Consider the following 23,330-nt stretch of genomic DNA (forward strand, 5'->3'; position numbering starts at 1 on the left):
TTGAGCTTCATTGTTGAACCTTTGAGCTTCATTGTTGAACCTTTGAGCTTCATTGTTGAACCTTTGAGCTTCATTGTTGAACCTTTGAGCTTCATCGTCGAGCCTTTGAGCTTCACCGTTGAACCTCAGAACTTTAAACTTCTAGTTTTAACACTCTCCCATCTCCCTAATCTTCCTTTTACGGATAAATTAAGATTTTATAAGTATCCGGTGTGGGTGCGATCGCAACTTCCACAGCTGCTGATAAATCTTTTAATGGATAGCGATCGCTAATCAATGCTTGCACGTCAATTCGCTGATTAAATACAATATCGGCTGATAGATTCTGAAGCCGATAAGATGAGCTGTAACTGCCGATCAAGTCAATTTCCCGACGGTAGAGGATATTCGGGTTAATCGGAATTTCCACCTCATCAGGGAATTCAGCGAAAAACAAGATTTTGCCACCTTTGCGGGTACTATCAAGTGCTTGAAAGAAAGCTTTCTCGCTAGGAACAGCCAGCAAAGTAACATCAACACCTAGTCCACCAGTTAAGGCAGAGATTTTGGCGGGTAAATCGGCATCACGGGCATCAAAAGCCGCCTCTGCACCAACACTTAAGGCTTTATCAATTCTAGAGGGTAGTAAATCAGTAGCGATCGCTTTTGCTCCGAAATACTTCACCAACATGATAAACATTAACCCAATTGGCCCAGCACCAGTAACTAACACAGTTTGTCCTGGAGCAATTTGGGCTTTTTTCACCGCTTTCAAGCAGCAGTTCGTTGGTTCTACAAAACTCGCTTCTTCAAAACTGATATTATCTGGGATGGGAATTAACCCACCGTTTTCCACAATATGTCCGGGAACTTTGACATAATCAGCAAAACCGCCGCCACTGGCGTTAAAGCCTGCGGTAGTGGAGATGTTTTTGTAAACATCGCACATCGAGAAATTGTCATTTAGACAGTAGGCGCAACGCATACAAGGGATGTGGTGCATCACTGCTACCCGTTGTCCAACTTGCCAACCTTTGACATTATTGCCCAGTGCTGCGATCGTACCAGCAGTTTCATGTCCAAAAATGCGCGGCGGTTCATACAGCGGATAACGAATTTTTTTAATATCTGACTGACACAATCCCACAACCCGCACCTGTACCAGCACTTCATCTGGTTCCAGATTTGGAACTGGGATATCTTCGTAAGACAGTTGATTAACGCCTCTAAATACCTGTGCTTTCACGTTGGTTTTTCCCCGCTCAACGATACTAGATGTAACATTAGCAGTCAACGTTAGGCTATCAGATTTGTGATTTCTCTGTCTTAGCTTGTTCAAATATAGTGTATACACAAGTCTTAAAATCCTTGCCTGGTAAAATACAAGCCTTAGTAGGCAAGGTTTTGAGTTTACCAAAGCTATTATCAATAGTGTCAGCTTGTTGATAAAAATTTAAGGTCAAATTAAGGATTTTAAACAAATTTTCCGTTCTTTTCCGTCCATTTTATTCCCAACTCTACTTGTGTGTACACCGTAGCCTTACAAACAGGGAGACGCTGATAGGTGGAGAAATTTTGGTGTAACTTCACAGAGAAACGGTATTAATCACTAACAATAATTATTTGCAATAATTTTCTTAATGCTGTAAGCTTTTCTAAAATATATTGAATATTTTTATCAATAAGTTTTTTATAAGAGGTTTGACACACTGGTAAGTCTGGCTGGAAAAATCAGCTGGAATCAGATATAGCAACTTGTAATTATTAGTTACAAAAATTCTTAATTAGCAAATTAAGAGTTTATTCTATTTACAGGAAAATCAGGATGTCTAAACTGCCGGATGTTCTTTGGTTAAATACAAGCCCTAGTTTGCAATACTTTGCTCAACCACTACTTCGTTACCTGTCCGATCTAGTGACAATCCAAGAGTGGAAATATCGCCAAAGCCAAGATGAAGTAAGTTCACTAGATGCTGCTGTTGTTCTGCTTCATGACTACCTGAAATCTTGCAATCGACCTGTTCACCTAATTGGTCATAGTACAGGAGGATTACTAGGGCTACTGTATAGCCGTCGCTATCCAGAAACAGTTAAGTCTTTGACACTATTAGCCGTGGGTGTTGATGCGGCGGTTGATTGGCAAGCTCATTACTATATGCACCGTCAGTTTTTAAGTCGCCAAAAGCTTTTGACTGATATGGTTTATAACTTGTTTGGTTATCAAGATAAACGCACTCTCAAGAGTTTGACACATCTGCTGGAGCAAGACTTAGATTGTTCGCTCTCTCCTCATTCTCTGTTTGAGAGGGTGAGTATAAAGGCAAACGGAGTTCCAGTCCCTTTGATGGTTTGTGGTAGCTTAAATGACATTATTGTGGAACCAGAGGCACTGCAAGGATGGCGATCGCATTTGAAGGAGGGCGATCGCCTCTGGTCTTGTTTAGAAGGAGGGCATTTCTTTCACTTTTCCCAGTCTCAGCTTGTAGGAGAACAGCTACTCGACTTCTGGAAGTTTATCCGGGTATCAGATTCGCTGTATTCCTGTTTGCGACTTTAGGCATAAATATAATGATAATACATCTCAAGAATGATTTGTTAAGCAAAAGAAATGTGAGAGGTTAATAGTATCCTAATTTATTTGAGGCAAGTCTAGAAATGGTTGTAGCTTTAGATGATACCAAGCGTAAGGCGATCGCTACAGAACTAGCAGATTTGAAAGCTATACAAGAGTTGCTAATTTCTAATGAACGAAAAGTACTACCTGCTGTAAGCAACGATCAAGAAATTAGCAAACGCCTAAACGACTTTCTCAAAGATGACCAAGAAAACCTCACAGTGATTGAGGGAGTTATTTCAAAATTTGGTGGTGGTTCAGCCCAGCCTAGAGACACTATCGGGCAGTACATTGAGCAAGTAAACCGGATAATAGATGGAGATGAGCTGACAATATACCAAAAGTTTTCTATTCACGAAAGGATTAAGCACCAAGCCGTAATGACTGGTTTAATTATCCATAAAGCTGCTCAGGTGGTAGGTGATGACGTGAAAGAAGCTATTGGGCCGCTCAATCAAGTGAACTTTGAAAATCGCGCTCATCAAGAACAGTTGAAAGGTGTGTTAGAAGTTTTGGGTACAAGAGAACTTACAGGTCAAGACCCAGATCAAGGAGTTTGGGCGCGGACTCAAGATGCTGTTGCAGCTTTGAGGGGTGTGTTTGAGGGTTTGACAAAGTAAATCTAACTCAACTACCGCCTTGACTTCTAGTTAGGTAAGTACTAATTGAGAAATAATCCTAATAATCTCTTTTGATTTCAGGAATCCGATCGCGATCGCACTCAGTTTGAGATAAAAACTGCAAGGCGATCGCTTTTTTTAGGAGAATATGTCGGAACTCCTGTGAGGTTAAAGGATGGTTAATCAGACATATACAGCTGATGTCTTAGTTGTTGGTGGCGGAACCGGAGGCACTGCGGCTGCTATCCAAGCGGCGCGACGGGGAGCCAAAACCATTCTGGTGAGTGAATTTCCTTGGTTGGGGGGAATGCTAACTTCGGCTGGAGTGTCTGTACCCGATGGCAACGAATTAGAAGCTTTTCAAACGGGGTTATGGGGTGCGTTTTTGCAGGAATTGCGACAACGACAGCCTGGTGGATTAGATAACAGCTGGGTAAGCTTTTTTAGTTACGATCCCCGAATTGGGGCAGAGATTTTTGCCGATTGGGTGCAGGAGTTGCCGTATCTACACTGGATTTCTGGACAAGTACCAATAGATGTTTACCGACAAGGTGATTCGATTACTGGTGTCTGCTTTGCAGATTTTGCTGTCACAGCCAAAATTATTCTTGACGGCACAGAATTAGGAGATTTATTACCTTTAGCTGATATACCTTACCGCTGGGGCTGGGAATTGCAATCGGAGTGGGGAGAACCCAGCGCCCCAGTGACTTTTAACTCTTTAACCCAGAAATATCCCGTGCAAGCGCCCACTTATGTAGTGATTATGCAAGACTTTGGTGAATCAATTGCACCAGAGATTCCGGCTGCACCTAACTATAATCCATCACAGTTTACAGGTGCTTGGAATGGCTATGGAGCAGAAACATTTTTAAATTATGGACGTTTGCCTGGTGGCCTGTTTATGATGAATTGGCCAATCTGTGGCAATGACTACGGCGAAGGGGTAGGGCGGTTGATAGAGTCAGATGTATCCAGAAGTGAATTCATCCCAGAATCTCGCTGGCATAGCCAAAATTTTGCTCATTTTATCCAAAAACAGCTTGGTAGTCGCTATGGTTTAGCAAAAAAAGTATTTCCTCACGCCCCTACAGCTTTTGCATTGCATCCCTATTACCGGGAAAGCCGCCGCTTAGTGGGGCTAACTACTGTCCGAGAACAGGATATTTTACCGATCGCCAAAGGTAGAGTTGCATCTATATTTAATGATGCAATCGCAGTTGGTAACTACGCCAATGACCATCATTATCCTGGCGTTCAATTCCCACTGCAACCTAAATCCATCCGTTGGGGAGGACGTTGGACGGGGAGTCCTTTTACAATTCCCTACAGTTGTCTAATTCCAGCCACAACAGATGGTTTCTTGGTCTGTGAAAAGAATATTTCTGTCTCCCACATTGCCAATGGCGCTACCAGATTACAACCTGTGGTTATGGGAATTGGTCAAGCAGCGGGAATGGCAGCGGCAATATGTGTTGAGTTAAACTGCCAGCCGAGAGATTTACCTGTTAGGACGCTGCAAACGGCTTTATTAGAAGATAATCGCTCAAAAGCAGCAATTATTCCTTTATTTAATCTTCCTCCCAATCATTCGGATTGGCAGCACTGGCAACTGTATTACTTAGATAACCCACAAGCCTATCCAGTTAGTGGCGATTGCCCTGACTCTGCTTTTGACAAAGCATTAATTCAGGAAAGTAACTGTTTTAAAGGTATCTTTTTCCGCTTGGAACAGCAGGAATACAGATTTACTGTCACAGCCCCAGCCGCATATCAAGGGCAAAGTTGGCAGCTTGTGACTTTGCGATCGCATATTGACGAGCAATTACGCGCTTATCCCCACGAACAATTAGTTACATTGTGGGGCCGTCACAATCACTCTGGTAATTGGTTATTAGTCGAACATTTAAACAGAGGATAAGAAGAGTTTATTTTCAGTAAAGCAGAATACTTTTTGATTAATTGTCCGGATATTCATTAAAAAGCTAAGTATCAGTGAACAGGAGAGTTCCAAAATAGACATCTGCTATGCGTGCTGCCATTTCACTTTTAGTCTCGAGTCTGGTGTTCGGCCCCTTAGCTTTTAATTGCCAAGCAATGGTCAATCACTTATCAACAGGGCTGCCTTCCACGCCTACTTCAGAACAGTGGCACTTGGCGGCATCTGAACAAGCTTCAGATGATGCGCCACGTCATCGCGGTAGTGGGCGCAGAGAAGTGACACAAAAAGCCCGAAATATCTATGCTGTGGTTTAACTACTGTAGAGTAATGCCTCTTTAGAAATAGATGTTATTTAGGCTATCAGTTAATCTAAAGCACATTTAATTCAGACATTTTGCTTGTTGAGAAAACAGTCTTAAGGCAACTTCACTTTATTCCCAAATAAGTTTTCTCATATATTGAGTAACTGGCTATCTACATCAGGAAATAATTGATCTTCGCTTTGGCGTTTGTTTAGCGTCCTTTGGCGAAGCATAAAATCTCTTACGTTGCATCTGAGCTTATCTAGAGCATAGATTCGCACAAGTAGTATAGGTTTAATTGCACTTGGCAGCGAATCTTACTATTTCTGACCTACTCTTGCACCCTGCTTCCTTCTTCTCGCAGATGGCTCCCGACGAAATAAATATTAAGCAGGATTTGTTAGATCCTCTTAGTCCTCTTAATTATTTTACACCCAAGGGCAGATGCAAAATTTTGCATTTGCCCTTTTTAGGTAAAGTTTATTTAAAGAAAAGGGAATGAGAAGGTTTTATCTTAAGCTGGCTTATGAGCAATGAAATACTTGCTCATAAAATGGACTTGCGTCTCAATATTCTCAAAGCCTACTCTCTGTAAACGTTCTAGCAAGTTATCACTGCTGTAATGCTTGTAATAGGGTTCATGGAAAGCTTCGGGGAAAGAATCCATCATATATTCCAACTCAGGTGAATCACTCAACTGAATTGAGTCACAGATAATAAAGACTCCTCCTGGTTTTGTTACCCGGAAGCATTGCTCAATGACTGTCTGACGTACAGTTGCTGGTAACTCATGGAAAAGAAAAACAGAAGTTACAGCATGAAAATAGTTATCTAGATAGGGTAACTCTTCGGCATTCGCTTGTAAAAGTTGCGGCAATTCTCCTGGAATTTGGGATAGTAGTTCATTTGCTTTACGCAAATAAGCTGGTGACAAATCCGTACCAAACAGAGATGCTTGCGGCAAGGCTGCCCGAATCAACTTCAGAGTCCGCCCAGTTCCACAAGCTACATCCAAAATACGAGTTTGCCGTGGTGCAACTGAATCAATTGCTTTCAGTTCTTGCTTGAGCGGAGCGAGAATCCGCCGCCGCATCGGATCAGCCGCCCCACCAAAAACAATTTCTACTTGTAAGTCATATAAATTGGCTGACAAATCACTCAAGTAGCCATTGCTTTGGTGATGGAAGTTCTGCACGTAGTAGCTGGGATAACCATCTGTATCAATTTCGGGCGAAAAATCTTGGTAATTCTGTTTTTGAACCCGCTCCCACGTTTTAGGGGAATCTAGCCATATCAAAGGATAGTAGCGGAAAAACTCATCCCAAGGGTTGTCAAACAGCAAACTTTCCGGGTACACGCCTTTTTCGGCATCTTGCCAATCTGCTTCTAGCAACTCATTCAATCTCTGTTGAAGTTTGAGTAAAAGCTCATTCGGGATGGGTTTGGTCTTTTGTTCAAGTGTCGGATACACCAGGTTCCTCAACCGTGAACTTAATATTTTGTGAGCCAGACCAAAGTAATTTTTGCTCTGCTGAAAGGTTTGATAAGTCAGTTTAGTTAAACTCTCAGGCATACAAATAGCTCAAGTTTTGATTAATTCTATGTAAATAATTGTAACGAATAAATTACCTACTGTTAGAAAGGTAAAGGCTCCCAGATGAGACAAATCTGAAGCCAGATGATTTTAACCATCAAAGGTAGATTAGGAAAGATTTTTCCAGGTTTGGGAAAAAATACCTGATATTGTCAGGAAAGGCAAATATAATCTTTGGTAAAAAGTAGCTTATGTTACAGTTTTTTTGTTATAGTAGTTTAGAGAAAAGCCAAAAATTATATATTCACAAAATAGAGAGGACTATGGTTATGTCTATCGCAGATAAATCTCGTGCGTTAATGGTGCGTGAACATCAGCAAGTCAAGAATCGCCAACAATCAATACTAATGCGGGCTGCACAAGAACTTGGTCTTCCTGAAGAAGCATCCCACAACTGGAACCCGATTCAAGGGAAGGTTGATGCTAACACTCGGATGATTTATGGGTCCAGTCATGCTTCCATGAGCTAAGTTTCAGGATTTACGAGCTGGATTTTTTGAGTGAATGTCTCAACTGACAAATCTGGAAAAAAAAGCCACCCTCTACTTTAGGGTGGCAAAACTTATTACTTTTTAGTTAGATACGACTCTTAATTAAGCATCGTAATAGAGGTAAAACTCGTAGGGATGAGGACGCAGCTGCAACTGTTTAACTTCGTTACCTAGCTTGTAATCAATCCAATTTTCGATAAAGTCTTCCGTGAAGACGCCTGATTCTGTCAAAAAGGCGTGATCTTTTTCCAGTGCTTGCAACGCCAATTCTAAAGAGCCTGGAGTTGAAGGAACCTTTGCCAGTTCTTCTGGAGAGAGTTCATAGATATTCTTATCTAAGGGTTCACCAGGATGGATTTTGTTCTTGATGCCATCGATACCAGCACAAAGCATTGCAGCAAATGCCAAATAGGGGTTAGATGTAGCATCTGGACAACGGAATTCTAAACGCTTGGCTTTAGGGTTAGTGCCAGATAAAGGAATACGGATAGAAGCAGAACGGTTTCCTTGGGAGTAAGCCAAGTTAACAGGAGCTTCATAACCAGGTACTAGGCGCTTGTATGAGTTGGTGCTAGGGTTGGTGATTGCCAACAGGGCTGGTGCGTGTTTGAGAAGACCACCAATGTAGTACAACCCCATATCGCTCAAACCAGCATACTTATCACCTGCAAACAGAGGTTGGCCGTCTCTCCAAATGGATTGGTGACAGTGCATTCCCGAACCGTTATCGCCAAAAATCGGTTTTGGCATGAAGGTGACGGTTTTACCGTATTTCTTAGCAACATTCTTGATGACATATTTATAAATCATCAACCAGTCAGCCGCTTCGATCAACTTCCCAAACTTGAAACCAAGTTCGCACTGACCACCAGTAGCAACTTCGTGGTGATGCTTTTCAATGGGTACACCTAATTCTGCCATTGTCAACAGCATTTCTGTACGGATATCTTGAAAAGAATCCGTCGGTGCAACTGGGAAGTAACCTTCTTTGAAGCGTGGTTTGTAACCTAAGTTGGGTTTTCCTTTTTCATATTTACCGGAATTCCAAGCACCTTCTTCGGAGTCTAAGAAGTAGTAGCCTTCGTTGGCGGTTTGGGCAAATCTAGCACTGTCAAAGATAAAGAACTCAGCTTCAGGACCAAAGAAAGCTGTGTCACCAAGACCAGTAGAAACCAGGTAATCTATTGCTTTTTGGGCAATAACACGTGGGCAACGGTTGTACCATTCACCCGTGCGGGGTTCTTTGATACTACAAATTATACTTAGCGTTGGCACTTCCATGAATGGGTCGATCCAAGCAGTGTTGGGATCGAGTACCATCGTCATGTCCGATTCGTTGATCGCTTTCCAACCCCGGATGCTGGAACCGTCAAAAGGTACGCCATCAGTGAATGCAGTCTCATCGATTTGGTTTTGGTACAGTGTGAGGTGCTGCCAAGTCCCTACTGTATCGATGAATTTGAGATCAATCAGTTGAATTTTTTCATCTTGAATTCTCTTCAAGAGTTCTTGTGGTGTTGTCATTGTTACTCCTTCTCTACCAATTTCCTAAAGTAATACCAGAATATTCCAAAGCATCGTAACCCTGCTGATCTCAATCAGACCGTGACACACCAGAAATATCTTAAATACTAGACATTAACGAATTTTGTAGCTTATGTTACAGATATCTGGATTATCAGGTTATATTAACCTTTCGACGATCATCTGTACAAAACTGGAAAGTTCATCACATAGGGGTCAACTTTGGCATAGAATCCATAGATAGTGGATATATTGTTTTTGTGCCGAATCTATTTTTAATAGCACAAAAATTTACTGGTGCATAAGTGCAGCCAAATAAATATCAAACCATAAATAGCAATGATTGGGAGAAGAAGGAATGCGCGATGCGGTAACAAGTTTAATTAAGAATTATGATCTAGCTGGTCGGTATTTTGACCGGAATGCGATCGATAGCCTGAAGTCTTACTTTGATAGTGGTACAGCAAGAGTACAAGCGGCGGCGGCAATCAATTCTAATGCGGCTGCACTTGTCAAGCAGGCTGGTTTACAGTTATTTGAAGAACTGCCAGAATTGATTCGCCCCGGTGGAAATGCTTATACGACTCGTCGTTATGCAGCTTGTCTGCGAGATATGGACTACTATCTGCGCTATGCCACTTATGCGCTGGTTGCTGGTAACACAAATGTATTGGATGAACGAGTGCTGCAAGGACTGCGAGAAACTTACAATTCTCTAGGAGTACCTATTGGGCCTACGGTTCGCGGTATCCAAATTCTCAAGGATTTGATTAAGGAACAAGTGACAGCAGCAGGTGTGATTAATACTGCTTTTGTGGATGAACCATTCGATCACATTACACGCGAGTTGAGCGAGATAGATATTTAGCATCTAGTCTTGGTGACTAGAAATCGCAGAACTATACAAACAAAGTTCGCATAAGTGGACTTAATATTTATCGCACTTTGGCTTGATTGGCAAGGTGCGTTTACTTTTATTAATGCAAAAATTTTTATCTGATGAATTAATTAGTAGTACTGAGAAAATTTTATACCTATTTTATAATATTTATTATTGATATAAATAATCTCGTTCTAATGTTTTAGATCCTTCAGTAATTGATGTATTAGTACCAGGATCATTAGTTTTTCCTCAAAGTCCAGCCTATAAAAAAGATGAAATCGAGGATAATTTCAAAAAAATTGAGAACCTTTTAAAAAATTGTTAAGACAACGATCAATATTATGAAGTTGATATAAAATTTACCATTAAAATACTCAATCATACAAAAAGCCATTATGTCCTATCGGAAAAATGGGAAGATAAACGTATTATCAAAGGATTAACAGATATAAAATCAAAGAGAAAGTGTGGATTCAATATGATGGTACTTCCCAGCCAGTAGCAGAGGCATTATAAGAAGCGGGTATTTTGCACAAAGATATTGTCTTGGGTTTCCATCCTGCTGAACTACTGCAGTACACGGATTTTGCTGTATCTTAATTATTTTGATGTCCTGTATTCCAAAAAAATAATACATTTAAATAGCGATCGCCAGATTAAACGCATTAGCTTATCTTATCTGTACTATAACCGTCATAACCCACAATAGAAGTTGCCGATGTTTGAGGCGCTGATGATGGAAGAATTATTAACCCTGAAAGACTTACTTGTTAAGGGCGATGTTCAAGGAGCATTGATTATAGTTGAAGAATTAGAGGAAATGAGCCGAAATGACATAATCAAGACGATTCGTAGCTATGGAGTGATTCTATTGTTGCATCTGATTAAACAACAAGCTGAAAATCGCACGACTCGCTCTTGGGAAGTCTTAATTCGGAATTCGGTTCGGGAAATTCAGCGGGAAAATAAGCGGCGCAAAGCTGGGGGCTATTATCTCACGCCAGAAGAATTGTTAGAAATCTTAGCAGAAGCCTATTTAAATGCCATTGATGAGGCTTCTCTAGAAGTAGAAGAAGGTCGTTATGAAGCCCAAGAATTAGAAAAGCTGGTTAACCAAGAAGAAATGATTAATCGTGCTTTGGTTTTAATCTTACCAGGAGAGTCTAGTTAATTGGCTAAACAGCGACTCGACACACTATTAGTGGAATTAAATTTATGTTCTTCTCGCGCCTTAGCACAACGCTTAATTCAGGCGGGAGAAGTTACTGTTAATCAGCAGTTAGTTGATAAACCTGGTACTGAAGTTGATATTGCAGCTCAAATAAATATTAAAGAGCGATCGCCTTTTGTTTCTAGAGGCGGTGAAAAACTCTCCAAAGCTTTGTCAGTATTTACCATTCCCGTAGCCGAGCGCATTTGTTTAGATGGCGGGATTTCTACTGGTGGTTTTACTGATTGTCTTTTGCAAGCTGGAGCAAAACAAGTTTACGGTATTGATGTCGGTTACGGACAAGTTGACTGGCGGTTACGAAACGATCCACGGGTGATTTTGCGGGAACGCACAAATTTACGGCAACTACGACCAGATGAATTATATGGTGAAAATGACCCGATTCCTGATTTGGCGGTGGTTGATGTATCGTTTATTTCTTTAACCAAAATTCTGCCTGCTTTGTGGCAACTAACTCAAGCTAACCGAGAAGCTGTGTTGTTAGTCAAGCCACAGTTTGAAGTCGGCAAATCCCGTGTGGGTAAAAAAGGTGTTGTGCGCGATCCAAACGACCAAGCTGATGCCATTTTTCAGGTGTTGCAAGCCGCCCACGAATTAGGGTGGAAATACAAAGGCTTAACTTGGTCGCCGATCACTGGCCCGGCTGGGAATATCGAATATCTTTTGTGGTTGGGAATGGAAAGTGAAATACCACCACCTAATTTAGAGGCAGTTAAGCAAATAACGCAATCAGCAACAACTGATTTACGGAAAAGTTAAACGTCGTAGATGAGACATTCTACGGAACCTGGATGGGTATCGCAGTAATTTTCTAGAGAGGTTTTCTTTTGTTTTGCTTGTTGTTGATCAGCTTTCTCAGCTTGCAACTCTTCTACAATGTCCCAGGCTACGGCACAATCGGCAGAATTACTGCCATCTTGCTCACAAGTTGTACGGGCTTCAGTAATGGCACTAGTAATGGCTTCTTCAAGATTTGCCGTCCCAGCATTTTCAAATGAGTTTAGGCTAGTTGTCATGATACTTTCACCTTTGTTTACAGAGATAGATATTAACTGTGAGCTTTTAATGACCTCAGAAAGCTCACATTTCTAGTTTAGATAGGCTTCCCACAAGAGGTAGTGGTAAACACCGCCATCTTTTTAGCAAAATTGAGTGTGATTACCCTCTTGTCATCTTTGATTCAAAAAGGTAAAGGAATTCTACTAGTTGCACTAACAAGCAGAGATGGTCATGTTCTCAATCTTGCATCCCAAATTGGGAATGTCAGTCAATTGTCAGAAGAGCTTGATAGAAGTTGATAAACACTTATAAACAGTAACAAAGGCGAAATAATTCTTGTTTATTCTCAATATTTCTGTCTGTAGTAACTCAAAACTCCCTAAAGAACTACTCATCTGTACAACTAACTACCCAATTTATCAGGTTGTACTGTCTCTAAGCAGCTACCCTTACACAAGTACCAATATGAATATTTTTTAAACAAAGTATATTTTTTGAGCGTTTAAGTAGAGTAAATACTGATAAAAAATATAAAGGTAAAGTTTTAATAACAATATGTTGAAGTATACTCTGGGCGCTACTGGTATCGGGCTGATAGCCTTAATCATGGGAGAAGTTACAGTTCCCCAACAGGCTACTGCTGCATCTTTGTACTCTATTACCGATCTTGGTTCTTTAAACCCTACTGCTACTGGCTTTGATGCTTTTAGTGCAGCATACGGCATTAACAATGCTGGTCAAGTGGTTGGTAACTCAATTGTTCCTAGTACTGATGTTTTCCGCTCTAACGCCTTTCGCACGGCTCCTAACAGTGCAATTAATCCAGCAACTGATGATTTAGGCACTTTAGGTGGTAACTCAAGCACTGGCTACGCAATCAATGATTTTGGTCAAGTGGTCGGTGAGTCAAAGAAGTCTGTATATGGACGTGATTATGCTTTTCTCTGGAGTGATGCTACTGGAATCCAAAATCTCGGAACCCTCGGAGGAGAATCCAGCGTCGCTTCTGCTATCAATAACTTAGGACAGGTCGTTGGCTCGGCAGAAACGAAGGAAGGACAATTCCACGCCTTTTTCTACAGTGGGAGTAGAGTATTACAAGACCTGACCACCCTTGGGGGATCAAGCTCTGCAAGGGATATTAACGACTCAGGACGAATAGTTGGCTATTATACACAAACTCAGTCAGGACAATATCATCCTTTCCTCTACAGCAGCAGTGGAGGATTACAAGACTTAGGCACACTTGGGGGTGAGGAAGGTGTAGCTTCTGCTATCAATAACTTAGGACAGGTCGTTGGTAGGGCAGACACCGGAGCAACTTTTGAACCAGACGATCTAAAAGAATGCCCTTGTAATGTTAGGCACGCCTTCCTCTACAGTGGGAGTGGAACACTACAAGACTTAGGTACACTTGGGGGGCCAAACAGCGACGCTACTGATATTAATGATTTTGGGCAGGTAGTTGGTAATGCAGGCTATATCAAAGGGTCTAATGTCACCGTTCCCTTCTTCTATAGTGACGGTAAAATGAGTAATTTAAACGACCTCATTCCTGCTAATTCCAGTTGGTTTCTGGGAAGCGCAGATGGGATCAATAACTCTGGACAAATTGTCGGTACTGGTACTATTCAAGACCCTGAACGTAATTACCCCGTTCATGCTTTTCTTTTGACACCTGTTTTGGAACCAAATTCTGTTCCCGAACCCTCAATCATATTGGGTTCATTGACGGCTAGTGCTTTTGGTATATTCTTGGGCAAAAAATCTAAGCAGCAAGGCAAAGCTAAAAGCATAATCTAGGCGCACAATTTCGACTATTTTATAACTGCCGTGTTAGCGAGTTTGATACGGTAGTTTTTACTTACTGGTTAATTTGAATCAACAGAAACTTTTCGGAACACAACTCAAAAATCTTAATACTTTATACCTAACTCTTGTCGGAGACGATACATAATTGTGTTTTGGTCAACTTGAGAGAGAATTTCTTGAATGACACTGCTAGCGCCCAATTGTCCCCAAGTGCAGCCTTTTTCGAGGTAGACTTGGGCGGCTTTGCCAACGGAGTATGCTCCATAACCGGCGATACCAGCTTGAGCGATCGCACTGCCAGCAAAAGCAGTAATATTGCTGGGATTATCACCACTAGTTATTGCAGCCGTACTCTTACCTAAACCCAAAAGAAAACTACTACCTAATTCTCCCAGTAGCAAGCCACCAGAACTAAATAAAATCGTTTTTAAAATTTTCCCGGCTTCGTAGCTAGTCATCGGCAAACCATACAATCTAGCGAGAGCGCGAATTAAAGCTAAATCAGCAACAGTTCCGCCAAGGATATCTAAGAAGGCAATGGGATTAAGCATTACTGCCAAAGCTTTGTATTTGGTAAATTGCCAAATAATTTCTTCGGCTTCCTTTTCGCGTAAATCGATAGTTTTTTGAGCGATCGCCGCTTCTGCATCCCGTGCTTGGATCAGTGCATTTAAAGCCAGAAGCGATCGCCCTTCCCGATTGAGAATATTCAGAATTGTCTCTTTGAGTTCGTCTACTTGCGGTGGTGGTGTTTCCCATTCATAATTGACACGCCCATCAGGCCACTCAACCCGCACTTCCATTGCTGCTGGTTCCGCCGCCACCATCACAATTTCATCAGGTAGTAGAGGCTTTGCTTGGGGATTTCCAGCACCCAGTTGTTGCAAATTTTGGTAAATCACTCCGCGATCGGTATCTGGGTATAAATCTATCTTGTTAAAGACTAAAATCAGGGGTTTTTGCGATTGTCGCAATTCCAGCAGTGCTTGATACTCAGTACGCGTGATATCACCAGATACGACAAACAAAATCAAATCTGCCTGATGTACTACTTCTCGTGCCATATCCGCCCGTGACTCACCCGCAATTTCGTCTAATCCGGGCGTATCAATTAACTCTACTAGTACCTTACCACCGGGCTGCCATCGCACGGAACGCGGCCATTGGGTGACACCATTTAGAGGCCCAGTTTGCAGAATTTTGTCTCCCAGCAAGGCATTTAAAACTGCTGACTTTCCCCGACTCACCAAACCAAAGACGGCTATTCTAATGACGTTTGAATCTAGCTTGTTGAGTGTGGCTCTCAAAGCTTCCAATTCTGGTTTCACCAAACCTACCAATTCTGGGTTAGATGAAAGCTGTCCTGACTTGCGAAGATATCCATACCAAGAAAGCGCTTGTCTGAGACTGGCGCGGGCACGATTTAAGTGAGTTTCTTGCAGATTACGATCAACCGACATAATATCAACACTTCAGCTTTCACTCTCTCTAAAATGCTCATCCAATGCTCAAAACACTGACTTTCAGCATTTGATCGTAAATAATAGGTATGAATTCGTACTCATTAACCATGCTTAATTAATGCTCACTTTTTCAACCCCATTATCAGGGGAAGGAAAAGTTAAACATACTTCTCTATCTTATATCCCTAAGTTGTTGAACTAATACTTTATATATAGGATATCAAAAGTCCTAACTTTATGAGGTTGAAGATTAGGTGTTTTATAAATTTTAAGTAAAGATGTGACTAATGGATAACTAGCTCCTAAAGAAAGAGGCTAACGCCAACATCTATATTTAGCTCAGAGGCAGATTGGCTCCGATTTTGTTCAGTTTTAGTCAGGGTTTAAATTCCCTCATGTAACTCTCTTCTCTACAAGAGACTACGCCAACGTGACGCTACGCCTAACTTGCTTCCCTGTAAGTACAATTTTTAAATTTTAATTTTGAATTGTTGATCTGGGTATCCTAAGAAAGACAAGGTTAGATGATATAGACAAAGGAACAAAGTTTATAACTTATGTATGAGTAGAGAAAACAACTAGAATTTCTATTAAAAAACTGATTGAACAATTAGCCAACTCATTCCATAAAAAGAAGAGTGCTTGCGGTCAATCATGAAGGTAAAAGCTGGTCTCGACCCTTATACCAATTTTGCGATGCCTGCGGCGGGCTACGCCTACGCAGATGGTTGAGAACTTTTATGAAGCAAATTTTACCATAAGTGCAGCTTGAAATTCTGGACTTATAGGAGCAGTCTTTTTTAGACTAAGACATAAATATTAATTATATGAGAATTTGGGGAACAGCCATGCGAGGAAATGAGCGGGAAAAAATACGCCATTTGTTGGTCATCCAAGACCTGGAAGGGCGGCGAACTGTCCCCTTACGAGAGACTACTTATTCTCTGGGGCGGCATCCTGCAAACACTATTGTCTTGGCTTCCCGGTCAGTATCAATGCAACATGCAATTTTATTGCGAGTAACTGTTCCAGAAACTGACCAATACGGCTTTCAGATTATTGATGGCAACTATAAGGGTAAAGGAAGTACTAATGGCTTATTTGTGAATGGCACTAAATGCTTTTCTCATAATCTTAGGCATGGAGATATCATTGCTTTTGGCAGTAATAAAGCTCAAGCTAAATATTATGCTATTTCCAACATTTCAGAACAAGCATTTTCTGAGTCTTTTGATGTTGAAGACTTATCTAGTTTCTTATCAGAGCAAGCTAGTCCTGCCAATCCTTTTCAAACCTTAGCTATCGATCCCAGCTTTGAAGCAGCTAGTGAGTCTGCTCTAGCTCGCCTAGCATCCTTTCCTGAACTCATTCCCAATCCAATTATTGAGATGGATTTCGAGGGAAGAATTACTTATCTCAATCCAGCCGCAGCTATAAAGTTTCCCAATCTTAGGGAAGTTGGGACAGAACACCCGATCTTAACGGGACTCTTGATTGGAGTTAACAATCTAGAAAAAAATTCTTTTGTGCGGGAGGTGGAAGTAGGCACAGAAGTTTTTGAACAATCTGTTCTCTATCTTCCTGAAAGTGATTTAATTAGAACTTTTATTATTAGAGATATTACCGAGCAAAAGCGAGCTACAGCCGAACTGCGCCAGCGCGATCGCTTGTTACAAGCAGTTGCAGAAGCTGCCAATTATTTGCTAGGAGAAATGAATTACGAAACTGGTATTGATCGAGCTCTCGCTGTACTGGGCGAAGCTGCCAAGGCAGATCGTGCCTATCTCTTTGAGAACCATCCCCATCCTGTTACAGAGGAAATAGCAGTCAGCCTAAAGTTTGAATGGACACAATCTTGTATTAAATCTACCCACGATCATTGGCAGAATCAGCCTTATCAAGCTCCTGGATTAGCCCGTTGGTACACAGTTCTCTCTAGCGGCCAGTCCATTAGCGGAATTACCCAAAAATTTCCTGTCGCCGAACAAGAATTCCTAATTCGAGATGGCATTAAATCCCTTCTCTTGGTGCCTCTTCGCTTGGATAATGATTTCTGGGGATATCTTGGCTTGGCAGACTGCACCTTTGAGCGTCATTGGTCAAAGCACGAAGAATCTACTCTTTTGACGATGGCTGCCAGTATCATTGGTGCGCGGCAGCGTCAGCAAGTAGAAGAAAAGATTCGCTATCAAGCCCTCCATGACTTGCTGACAGGGTTGCCCAATCGTCTACTATTTAATGAGCTGCTCAGTAAAACTCTGTCCAACGCCACTCGAAATGACGAAAGTTTAGCTGTAATCTTCCTCGATCTAGATCGCTTCAAGGTGATTAATGATACTCTGGGGCACACTTTGGGAGACCAATTGTTACAAAGCGTCTCTCAAAGATTAAAAGACTCACTCAGAGGCGGAGATACTGTAGCCCGTTGGGGAGGCGATGAATTTACAATTTTACTCCCACGAGTCAATGATATTGAAGAGGTAACTTTGGTGGCGCAGAGAATCTTACAAGCCTTTGAGGATGCTTTTCATCTCCAAGGGCATGAACTTTATGTAACTGCCAGCCTCGGTATTGCCTTACTTGATAACAACAGCCCTGACACCGAAACACTAATCCAGCACGCAGATACCGCTTTGTACTACGCCAAGGACAAAGGGCGGAATAACTACCAATTCTACAGTGTTTCCCTGAGTGCTAAAAATCCTGAACTCCTGACTTTAGAAAAGAGCTTGCGCTATGCCTTAGAACGCAATGAATTTACGCTGTACTATCAGCCTCGTGTGAACATTGCCACAGGGGAAATTACTAGTATGGAGGCTCTGTTGCGTTGGCAGCACCCAGAGATGGGATTGGTCGCCCCCAGTGTGTTTATTCCCCTGGTCGAAGAAAGTGGATTAATTGTCCCCATCGGGGAATGGACTCTACAGACGGCCTGTAGCCAAAATAAAGCATGGCAAGATGCTGGATTGCCACCGATTATGATCGCTGTCAATCTTTCTCTGAAGCAGTTCCGCCAACCCAAATTGGTACAGACTATAGCCAAGGTTTTAGAACAAACAGGTCTGGAGCCGCGCTTTTTAGAATTAGAAATTATGGAAACCACAGCGATTGAGGACTTGCATTTTACCACAAAGGTGTTAGAGGAGCTACAGCAGATGGGTGTTTACATCTCCATTGATGACTTTGGTACGGGTCATTCCTCACTTTCACGCCTACAGCTTTTGCCACTCCACAATCTGAAAATAGATAAATCTTTCATTCAATATTTGACGCAGGATGCCAAAGTAGCTCATATTATCCAGGCCATAGTTACCTTGGGACACAGCTTGGGATTAAAGTTAACAGCCGAAGGGGTAGAGAAGGAAGAGGAATTGGAATTCTTGAAATCTATTAACTGCGAGGAGGTACAGGGCTTTTTATTCTACCGCCCACTTACTGGAGAGAAAGCAACAGAAATCCTCGAAAGTAAACGACCAACGATCTAGTACAAGGGAAAACTGTTTGTACCAGTGAGGATACAATAAAATTCATTGTCCTGCTGCCGACCTTTTTCGTCCTATGCTGCCAGTCATTTATTCCGACGAATTTTTAGATCACAAGACTGGAAAATACCATCCCGAAAAACCAGAACGTTTAAGTGCGATCGCAAATGCCCTAAAAGCAGCTACATTTGCAGAGCAAATCACCTGGCGATCGCCTACACCAGTATCAGAACAGCCATCACTGATGTCTTCGTTGGTAAAAGCCCATAGCCCAGCCTACATCAAAAAACTGTGGCAAATCGCCTCTAGTGGCGGCGGCCCTTTGGATGGAGATACGCCAATTTCCCCACGCAGTTATGATGTGGCATTGTTGGCAGTCAGTGCATGGTTAGATGGAGTTGAGGTTGTGTTCGGGTCGGCTAATCCAGCTTTTGTACTAGCGCGTCCCCCAGGACACCATGCTGAAACTGATGCAGGGATGGGCTTTTGTCTATTTTCTAATGCCGCGATCGCTGCTTTATTTGCTCTAGAACAACCTGGAATTAACCGCGTCGCCATCCTCGATTGGGATGTGCATCACGGTAATGGTACTCAGGCGATTGTTGAAACAGAAGCACGCATCGCCTATTGTTCCCTACATCAGTATCCATGCTATCCCGGTACGGGAAGATCGACAGAACGCGGCTTTCACAATAATGTATTAAATTTACCAGTACGACCTGGTAGTGATATTGCAGTATATCAGCCACTATTTGAAAAACAGGTAGTACCATTTTTAGTTAACTTTCAAGCGGATTTACTGATTGTGAGTGCTGGTTATGATGGCAATGCCGCAGATCCTTTGGCAAGTATTAATTTGCAACCAGAAGACTACGCTTTATTTACTGATTATTGTCTAAGGGTAACTCGTAAAATTCTGTTTGGCTTAGAAGGTGGTTACGATTTTGATTCTCTTTCTCAATCAGTTGTAGCAACAATTGAACGCTGTTTATTTTAGGCATTTCTTTTTTGACCTTGCACAGAAAGCGTGATGATTTGAGGACTTCTAAAGTTCCCCCTCTGCTTCAAAAGCTTGTCCCAATTTATTCCACTATTCTGCAACACCCTTTTTTTAAGTGAAACCTTGGAATTCTTAATTGAATAACTTTCCTATATGCACTGAGATCGTAGTAATCCTATTTGATTTGTAGCTCAGATTCCCAATTTCTTCAGAAATTGGGAATCTTCTTCTATATTTACAATATAGTTTGCCAAAATAGGCATTTTGTAAATGTTTATTCTCAGAAATTTTTCAGGGTTAGTTGACATATTTAACAACTATCTTTACATAAATTTAGGGTGACACAACTTGTGAACTAAACTAAAACTAAGTAATTTCTTTTACAAAAGCTTTCTAAAATTCATCAAATCTTCAGAAATAAAAAGTTTGAATGCTGTTCTGAAAGAGCTAAAGTTTTGTTAAGATGCAATTGCTAGCAATTTCTCAACGAAATTCACCTATCGGGGTGTGGAGAAATAAATAGCACTAGCAGCACAAAGTTCATAAGGTGAAGCAATGACCACCTATATTTTTTTCGATGAAGCTTTACGAATGTTGACCAACGCCTATTTGATATCAGTAGTACTGTTAATGGCAGCTTCTGGTATAGGTTTGGCGGTAATTGAGACAATAGAAAAGACAGGAGAACGCTAAGTTTATAGATGGCAATGTAGTTCCTGCCAAAAACCATTGGATACAAGTGTTCACCGTGAATAAATCCTGGGAACACTAAAGGATGAAAGTCTCAAGCATCACAGTCTTTCCTGTAAATCTACCAAACATATAGGTAACTGTAACGCTATTGAGACTCTAACCAAGGAGCTACTACAATGGGTCTATTCGACGCTGTGTTGGGCACAGAAAGCCAAACCCAAGCAGCACTCAGTCCAGCGGAAGCTTTTGCTGTCATTATATTGACGGCAACTGCTTCAGACGGTTATCTTTCTGTTGAGCAAGCAAATTCTATCATTTCTGTGCTATCTCGGATGAAACTTTTTAAAAGTTATCCCAATGAAGTGATGAACAGGCTGTTTGAAAAAATTTTGGGCATTCTCCAAGGTGATGACTTTAATGCTTTGTTTAATGCAGCAAAAGATTCTCTATCTCAAGATTTGCGGGAAACAGCCTTTGCAGTAGCCACCGATTTTGTCTTAGCTGAAGGTATTATACCTGAAGAAGAAAAAAACTTCTTAAATGATTTATATCAAGCTTTAGGGGTTTCGAGTGAGATAGCAATACAAATTGTGCAAGTAATCTTGATTAAAAATCATGCATAGGGCGAGCGAACATAACTTGTTATGCCCATTGTCGTTACTTGATTAAACTGTATAAGTAGCTTATAAATAAAGCGTGGCACGGAAGTTAAGCTTCTTTGCCACTATTTTTTGCTTTTATGATTTTGAACTTTAAATTATAAATTGCTTATGCTTTGTTCTGTGACTCTAATCCAACTGGCTGAAGTAATTTTGGCCCACTCTGTAAACTTATCTGAAACTGCGTTAACACAAGTAACTAGCGGTATCCAAACAGATAGCCGTACCTTGAAGCCGGGTGAAATATTTGTCGCTTTCCGAGGCGATAAGTTTGATGGACATGAATTCGTGCCAACTGCGATCGCAAAGGGGGCAATAGCTGCAATTGTAGATTTTGAATACGAAAATCCGGGATTCCCTGTATTACAGGTAAAAGACACTCTCAAGGCATATCAAAAACTTGGCCGATGGTGGCGCGATCGCTTTAATATTCCTGTAATTGGTGTAACCGGTTCGGTGGGTAAAACTACAACCAAAGAATTGATCGCCGCAGTTTTAGGAACAAAGGGACGAGTTCACAAAACTTATGAAAATTACAACAACGAAATCGGTGTCCCGAAAACTCTCCTAGAACTTGGCACTGAAAATGACTACGCTGTGATTGAAATGGCGATGCGGGGTAGAGGACAAATTGCCGAACTGACGCAAATAGCGCGTCCAACAATTGGAGTGATTACCAATGTGGGGACGGCGCATATTGAGTTACTGGGTTCGGAAGAAGCGATCGCTGAGGCAAAATGTGAGTTATTAGCCGAAATGTCTGCTGATGGTGTGGCAATTCTCAACCACGACAATCCTTTATTAATGGCCACAGCGACGAAAGTTTGGCACGGAGAAGTTGTAACTTACGGCTTTTCTGGTGGAGATATTCAAGGGCAATTAATTGATAACGAGACTGTGGAAGTCGCAGGAATCCAACTACCTCTACCTTTAGCTGGTCGTCATAATGCCACTAATTTCTTGGCAGCTTTAGCTGTGGCAAAGGTTTTAGGGATCGATTGGGCATCTCTCAAAGCAGGTGTAATGGTGGATATGCCTACAGGGCGATCGCAGCGATTTACCTTACCCAATGATGTGGTAATCTTAGATGAAACTTATAATGCTGCACCAGAAGCTATGATTGCAGCGTTGCAATTATTGGCAGATACACCCGGAAAGCGGAAGATTGCCGTATTGGGTGCAATGAAAGAATTGGGAGAGCGATCGCAGCAGTTGCACCAGCGAGTGGGAGAAACGGTGCAAAAGTTGAATTTAGACGGCTTGTTGGTTTTGGTAGATGGACAAGATGCCGAAGCGATCGTTCTTAGTGCCGAGGGTATCCCATCGGAGTGTTTTGCAACTCATGCCGAGATGGTGGCTAGGTTGAAGACATTTGTGCAAAGAGGCGATCGTTTATTGTTCAAAGCTGCCCATTCTGTAGGACTAGATCAGGTAGTCAGTCAGTTACGTGCAGAATTTCCCAAATGATACCACTAGAAACCGAACGTCTTATACTGCGAGACTTTGTAGAATCAGATTGGCAAGCAGTTCATCAATATGCTGCTGATGCTGAAGTTGTGCGTTACTTGACTTTTGGCCCTAATACCCAAGAAGATACCAAAAACTTTTTACAAAGAGAGATTTCATTGCAAGGCGAACAACCCCGTCAGCATTTTGCTTTGGCAGTAACTTTAAAACCCCGAAAGCAATTAATTGGTATTTGTCGCATATCAGTTCAGGATGCTGGTAACAAAACAGGCTCTATTGGATACTCTTTCACTAAGGTATTTTGGGGACAAGGATATGCAACTGAAGCTGTGAAAGCAGTTGTATCACTTGGTTTTCAGGAGTTAGACTTACATCGCATCTTTACCACTTGTCACCCAGAAAACATTGCCTCCGCACGAGTTATGCAAAAAATTGGAATGCAGCAAGAAGGATATTTGCGAGAACACCATTGGATTAAGGGAGAATGGCGAGACTCTTGGCTATATGCCATCCTTGAGCATGAATGGAGAGGCGTCTATGGATGATTTTCTGAAAATATCACCCATAGACGCCTG

21 protein-coding genes are annotated in these 23,330 nt (G+C 41.6%); 16 read left to right on the forward strand and 5 right to left on the reverse strand.

Translation table 11 applies throughout. The features are described from left to right. Positions 1-178: 178 nt before the first annotated feature. Positions 179-1,225: a zinc-dependent dehydrogenase gene (locus tag V7L12_RS00005; protein WP_335081185.1), complete on the reverse strand. Its 1,047-nt coding sequence runs from the start codon at positions 1,223-1,225 to the stop codon at positions 179-181. Positions 1,226-1,804: 579 nt separating this feature from the next. On the opposite strand from V7L12_RS00005, the gene V7L12_RS00010 reads away from it, so the two are divergent. The 4 genes from V7L12_RS00010 to patX all read left to right on the forward strand — a co-directional run bounded on the left by V7L12_RS00010 (position 1,805) and on the right by patX (position 5,469). Continuing rightward, complete coding sequence (locus V7L12_RS00010) at positions 1,805-2,536, forward strand: alpha/beta fold hydrolase (RefSeq protein ID WP_335080929.1); 732 nt, start codon at positions 1,805-1,807, stop codon at positions 2,534-2,536. Positions 2,537-2,634: 98 nt separating this feature from the next. Continuing rightward, positions 2,635-3,213, forward strand: coding sequence for a hemerythrin HHE cation-binding protein (locus tag V7L12_RS00015; protein ID WP_335080932.1), 579 nt, complete (start codon positions 2,635-2,637; stop codon positions 3,211-3,213). A gap of 175 nt (positions 3,214-3,388) precedes the next feature. After that, positions 3,389-5,134, forward strand: coding sequence for an FAD-dependent oxidoreductase (locus tag V7L12_RS00020; protein WP_335080934.1), 1,746 nt, complete (start codon positions 3,389-3,391; stop codon positions 5,132-5,134). Between the two features lie 107 nt (positions 5,135-5,241). After that, a complete protein-coding gene (gene patX / locus V7L12_RS00025) occupies positions 5,242-5,469 on the forward strand; it encodes a heterocyst-inhibiting protein PatX (protein WP_335080936.1) in 228 nt (75 codons plus the stop codon). A gap of 502 nt (positions 5,470-5,971) precedes the next feature. Here patX and V7L12_RS00030 read toward each other — a convergent pair. Next, positions 5,972-7,030 carry a class I SAM-dependent methyltransferase gene (locus V7L12_RS00030; RefSeq protein WP_335080937.1) on the reverse strand — a complete coding sequence of 353 codons (1,059 nt, stop codon included), beginning with the start codon at positions 7,028-7,030 and terminating at the stop codon, positions 5,972-5,974. Positions 7,031-7,320: 290 nt separating this feature from the next. Here V7L12_RS00030 and V7L12_RS00035 point away from each other — a divergent pair, with 290 nt between their 5' ends. Next, the gene (locus tag V7L12_RS00035; protein WP_335080939.1) at positions 7,321-7,521 is read left to right on the forward strand and encodes a hypothetical protein; all 201 of its coding nucleotides are present in this window, start codon (positions 7,321-7,323) and stop codon (positions 7,519-7,521) included. A gap of 123 nt (positions 7,522-7,644) precedes the next feature. Here the strand turns inward: V7L12_RS00035 and glnA are convergent, their stop codons facing one another. After that, on the reverse strand, positions 7,645-9,066 hold the full coding sequence (gene glnA / locus V7L12_RS00040) for a type I glutamate--ammonia ligase (protein ID WP_335080941.1): 1,422 nt from the start codon (positions 9,064-9,066) through the stop codon (positions 7,645-7,647). 358 nt (positions 9,067-9,424) lie between these two features. Between glnA and apcB the strand changes: the two genes are divergently transcribed. From apcB to V7L12_RS00060, 4 genes are all read left to right on the forward strand, one after another. Next, a complete protein-coding gene (gene apcB / locus V7L12_RS00045) occupies positions 9,425-9,934 on the forward strand; it encodes an allophycocyanin subunit beta (protein WP_335080943.1) in 510 nt (169 codons plus the stop codon). Between the two features lie 561 nt (positions 9,935-10,495). Then, the gene (locus V7L12_RS00050; protein ID WP_335081188.1) at positions 10,496-10,549 is read left to right on the forward strand and encodes a hypothetical protein; all 54 of its coding nucleotides are present in this window, start codon (positions 10,496-10,498) and stop codon (positions 10,547-10,549) included. A gap of 136 nt (positions 10,550-10,685) precedes the next feature. Further along, entirely contained in the window at positions 10,686-11,120 is a 435-nt protein-coding gene (locus V7L12_RS00055; protein ID WP_335081190.1) for a DUF29 family protein, read from the forward strand. Next, entirely contained in the window at positions 11,121-11,939 is an 819-nt protein-coding gene (locus V7L12_RS00060; RefSeq protein ID WP_335080945.1) for a TlyA family RNA methyltransferase, read from the forward strand. It abuts the gene before it with no gap. Here V7L12_RS00060 and V7L12_RS00065 read toward each other — a convergent pair. Then, a complete protein-coding gene (locus tag V7L12_RS00065; RefSeq protein ID WP_104907380.1) occupies positions 11,936-12,196 on the reverse strand; it encodes a Calvin cycle protein CP12 in 261 nt (86 codons plus the stop codon). The genes V7L12_RS00060 and V7L12_RS00065 overlap by 4 nt on opposite strands. A gap of 538 nt (positions 12,197-12,734) precedes the next feature. On the opposite strand from V7L12_RS00065, the gene V7L12_RS00070 reads away from it, so the two are divergent. Further along, on the forward strand, positions 12,735-13,982 hold the full coding sequence (locus tag V7L12_RS00070) for a PEP-CTERM sorting domain-containing protein (protein WP_335080947.1): 1,248 nt from the start codon (positions 12,735-12,737) through the stop codon (positions 13,980-13,982). A 113-nt stretch (positions 13,983-14,095) separates the two neighbouring features. Here V7L12_RS00070 and V7L12_RS00075 read toward each other — a convergent pair whose 3' ends face one another. Next, on the reverse strand, positions 14,096-15,451 hold the full coding sequence (locus tag V7L12_RS00075; protein WP_335080949.1) for a GTP-binding protein: 1,356 nt from the start codon (positions 15,449-15,451) through the stop codon (positions 14,096-14,098). A gap of 851 nt (positions 15,452-16,302) precedes the next feature. Here V7L12_RS00075 and V7L12_RS00080 point away from each other — a divergent pair. The 6 genes from V7L12_RS00080 (at position 16,303) to V7L12_RS00105 (ending at position 23,300) form a co-directional block, all read left to right on the forward strand. Beyond that, entirely contained in the window at positions 16,303-18,939 is a 2,637-nt protein-coding gene (locus tag V7L12_RS00080; RefSeq protein WP_335080951.1) for an EAL domain-containing protein, read from the forward strand. Between the two features lie 73 nt (positions 18,940-19,012). After that, positions 19,013-19,933, forward strand: a complete 921-nt coding sequence (locus tag V7L12_RS00085) for a histone deacetylase family protein (protein ID WP_335080953.1) — start codon at positions 19,013-19,015, stop codon at positions 19,931-19,933. 558 nt (positions 19,934-20,491) lie between these two features. After that, positions 20,492-20,629 (forward strand): hypothetical protein, encoded by a 138-nt coding sequence (locus tag V7L12_RS00090; protein ID WP_190240853.1) that lies wholly within the window; start codon positions 20,492-20,494, stop codon positions 20,627-20,629. A gap of 176 nt (positions 20,630-20,805) precedes the next feature. Continuing rightward, a complete protein-coding gene (locus tag V7L12_RS00095) occupies positions 20,806-21,252 on the forward strand; it encodes a tellurite resistance TerB family protein (protein WP_335080955.1) in 447 nt (148 codons plus the stop codon). Positions 21,253-21,399: 147 nt separating this feature from the next. Next, on the forward strand, positions 21,400-22,755 hold the full coding sequence (locus V7L12_RS00100; protein WP_335080957.1) for a UDP-N-acetylmuramoyl-tripeptide--D-alanyl-D-alanine ligase: 1,356 nt from the start codon (positions 21,400-21,402) through the stop codon (positions 22,753-22,755). Then, positions 22,752-23,300 (forward strand): GNAT family N-acetyltransferase, encoded by a 549-nt coding sequence (locus V7L12_RS00105; RefSeq protein ID WP_335080959.1) that lies wholly within the window; start codon positions 22,752-22,754, stop codon positions 23,298-23,300. Before V7L12_RS00100 ends, V7L12_RS00105 begins: the two co-directional genes overlap by 4 nt. Positions 23,301-23,330: the final 30 nt, after the last annotated feature.

This window comes from Nostoc sp., from assembly GCF_036918245.1.
GTDB lineage: Bacteria > Cyanobacteriota > Cyanobacteriia > Cyanobacteriales > Nostocaceae > Nostoc.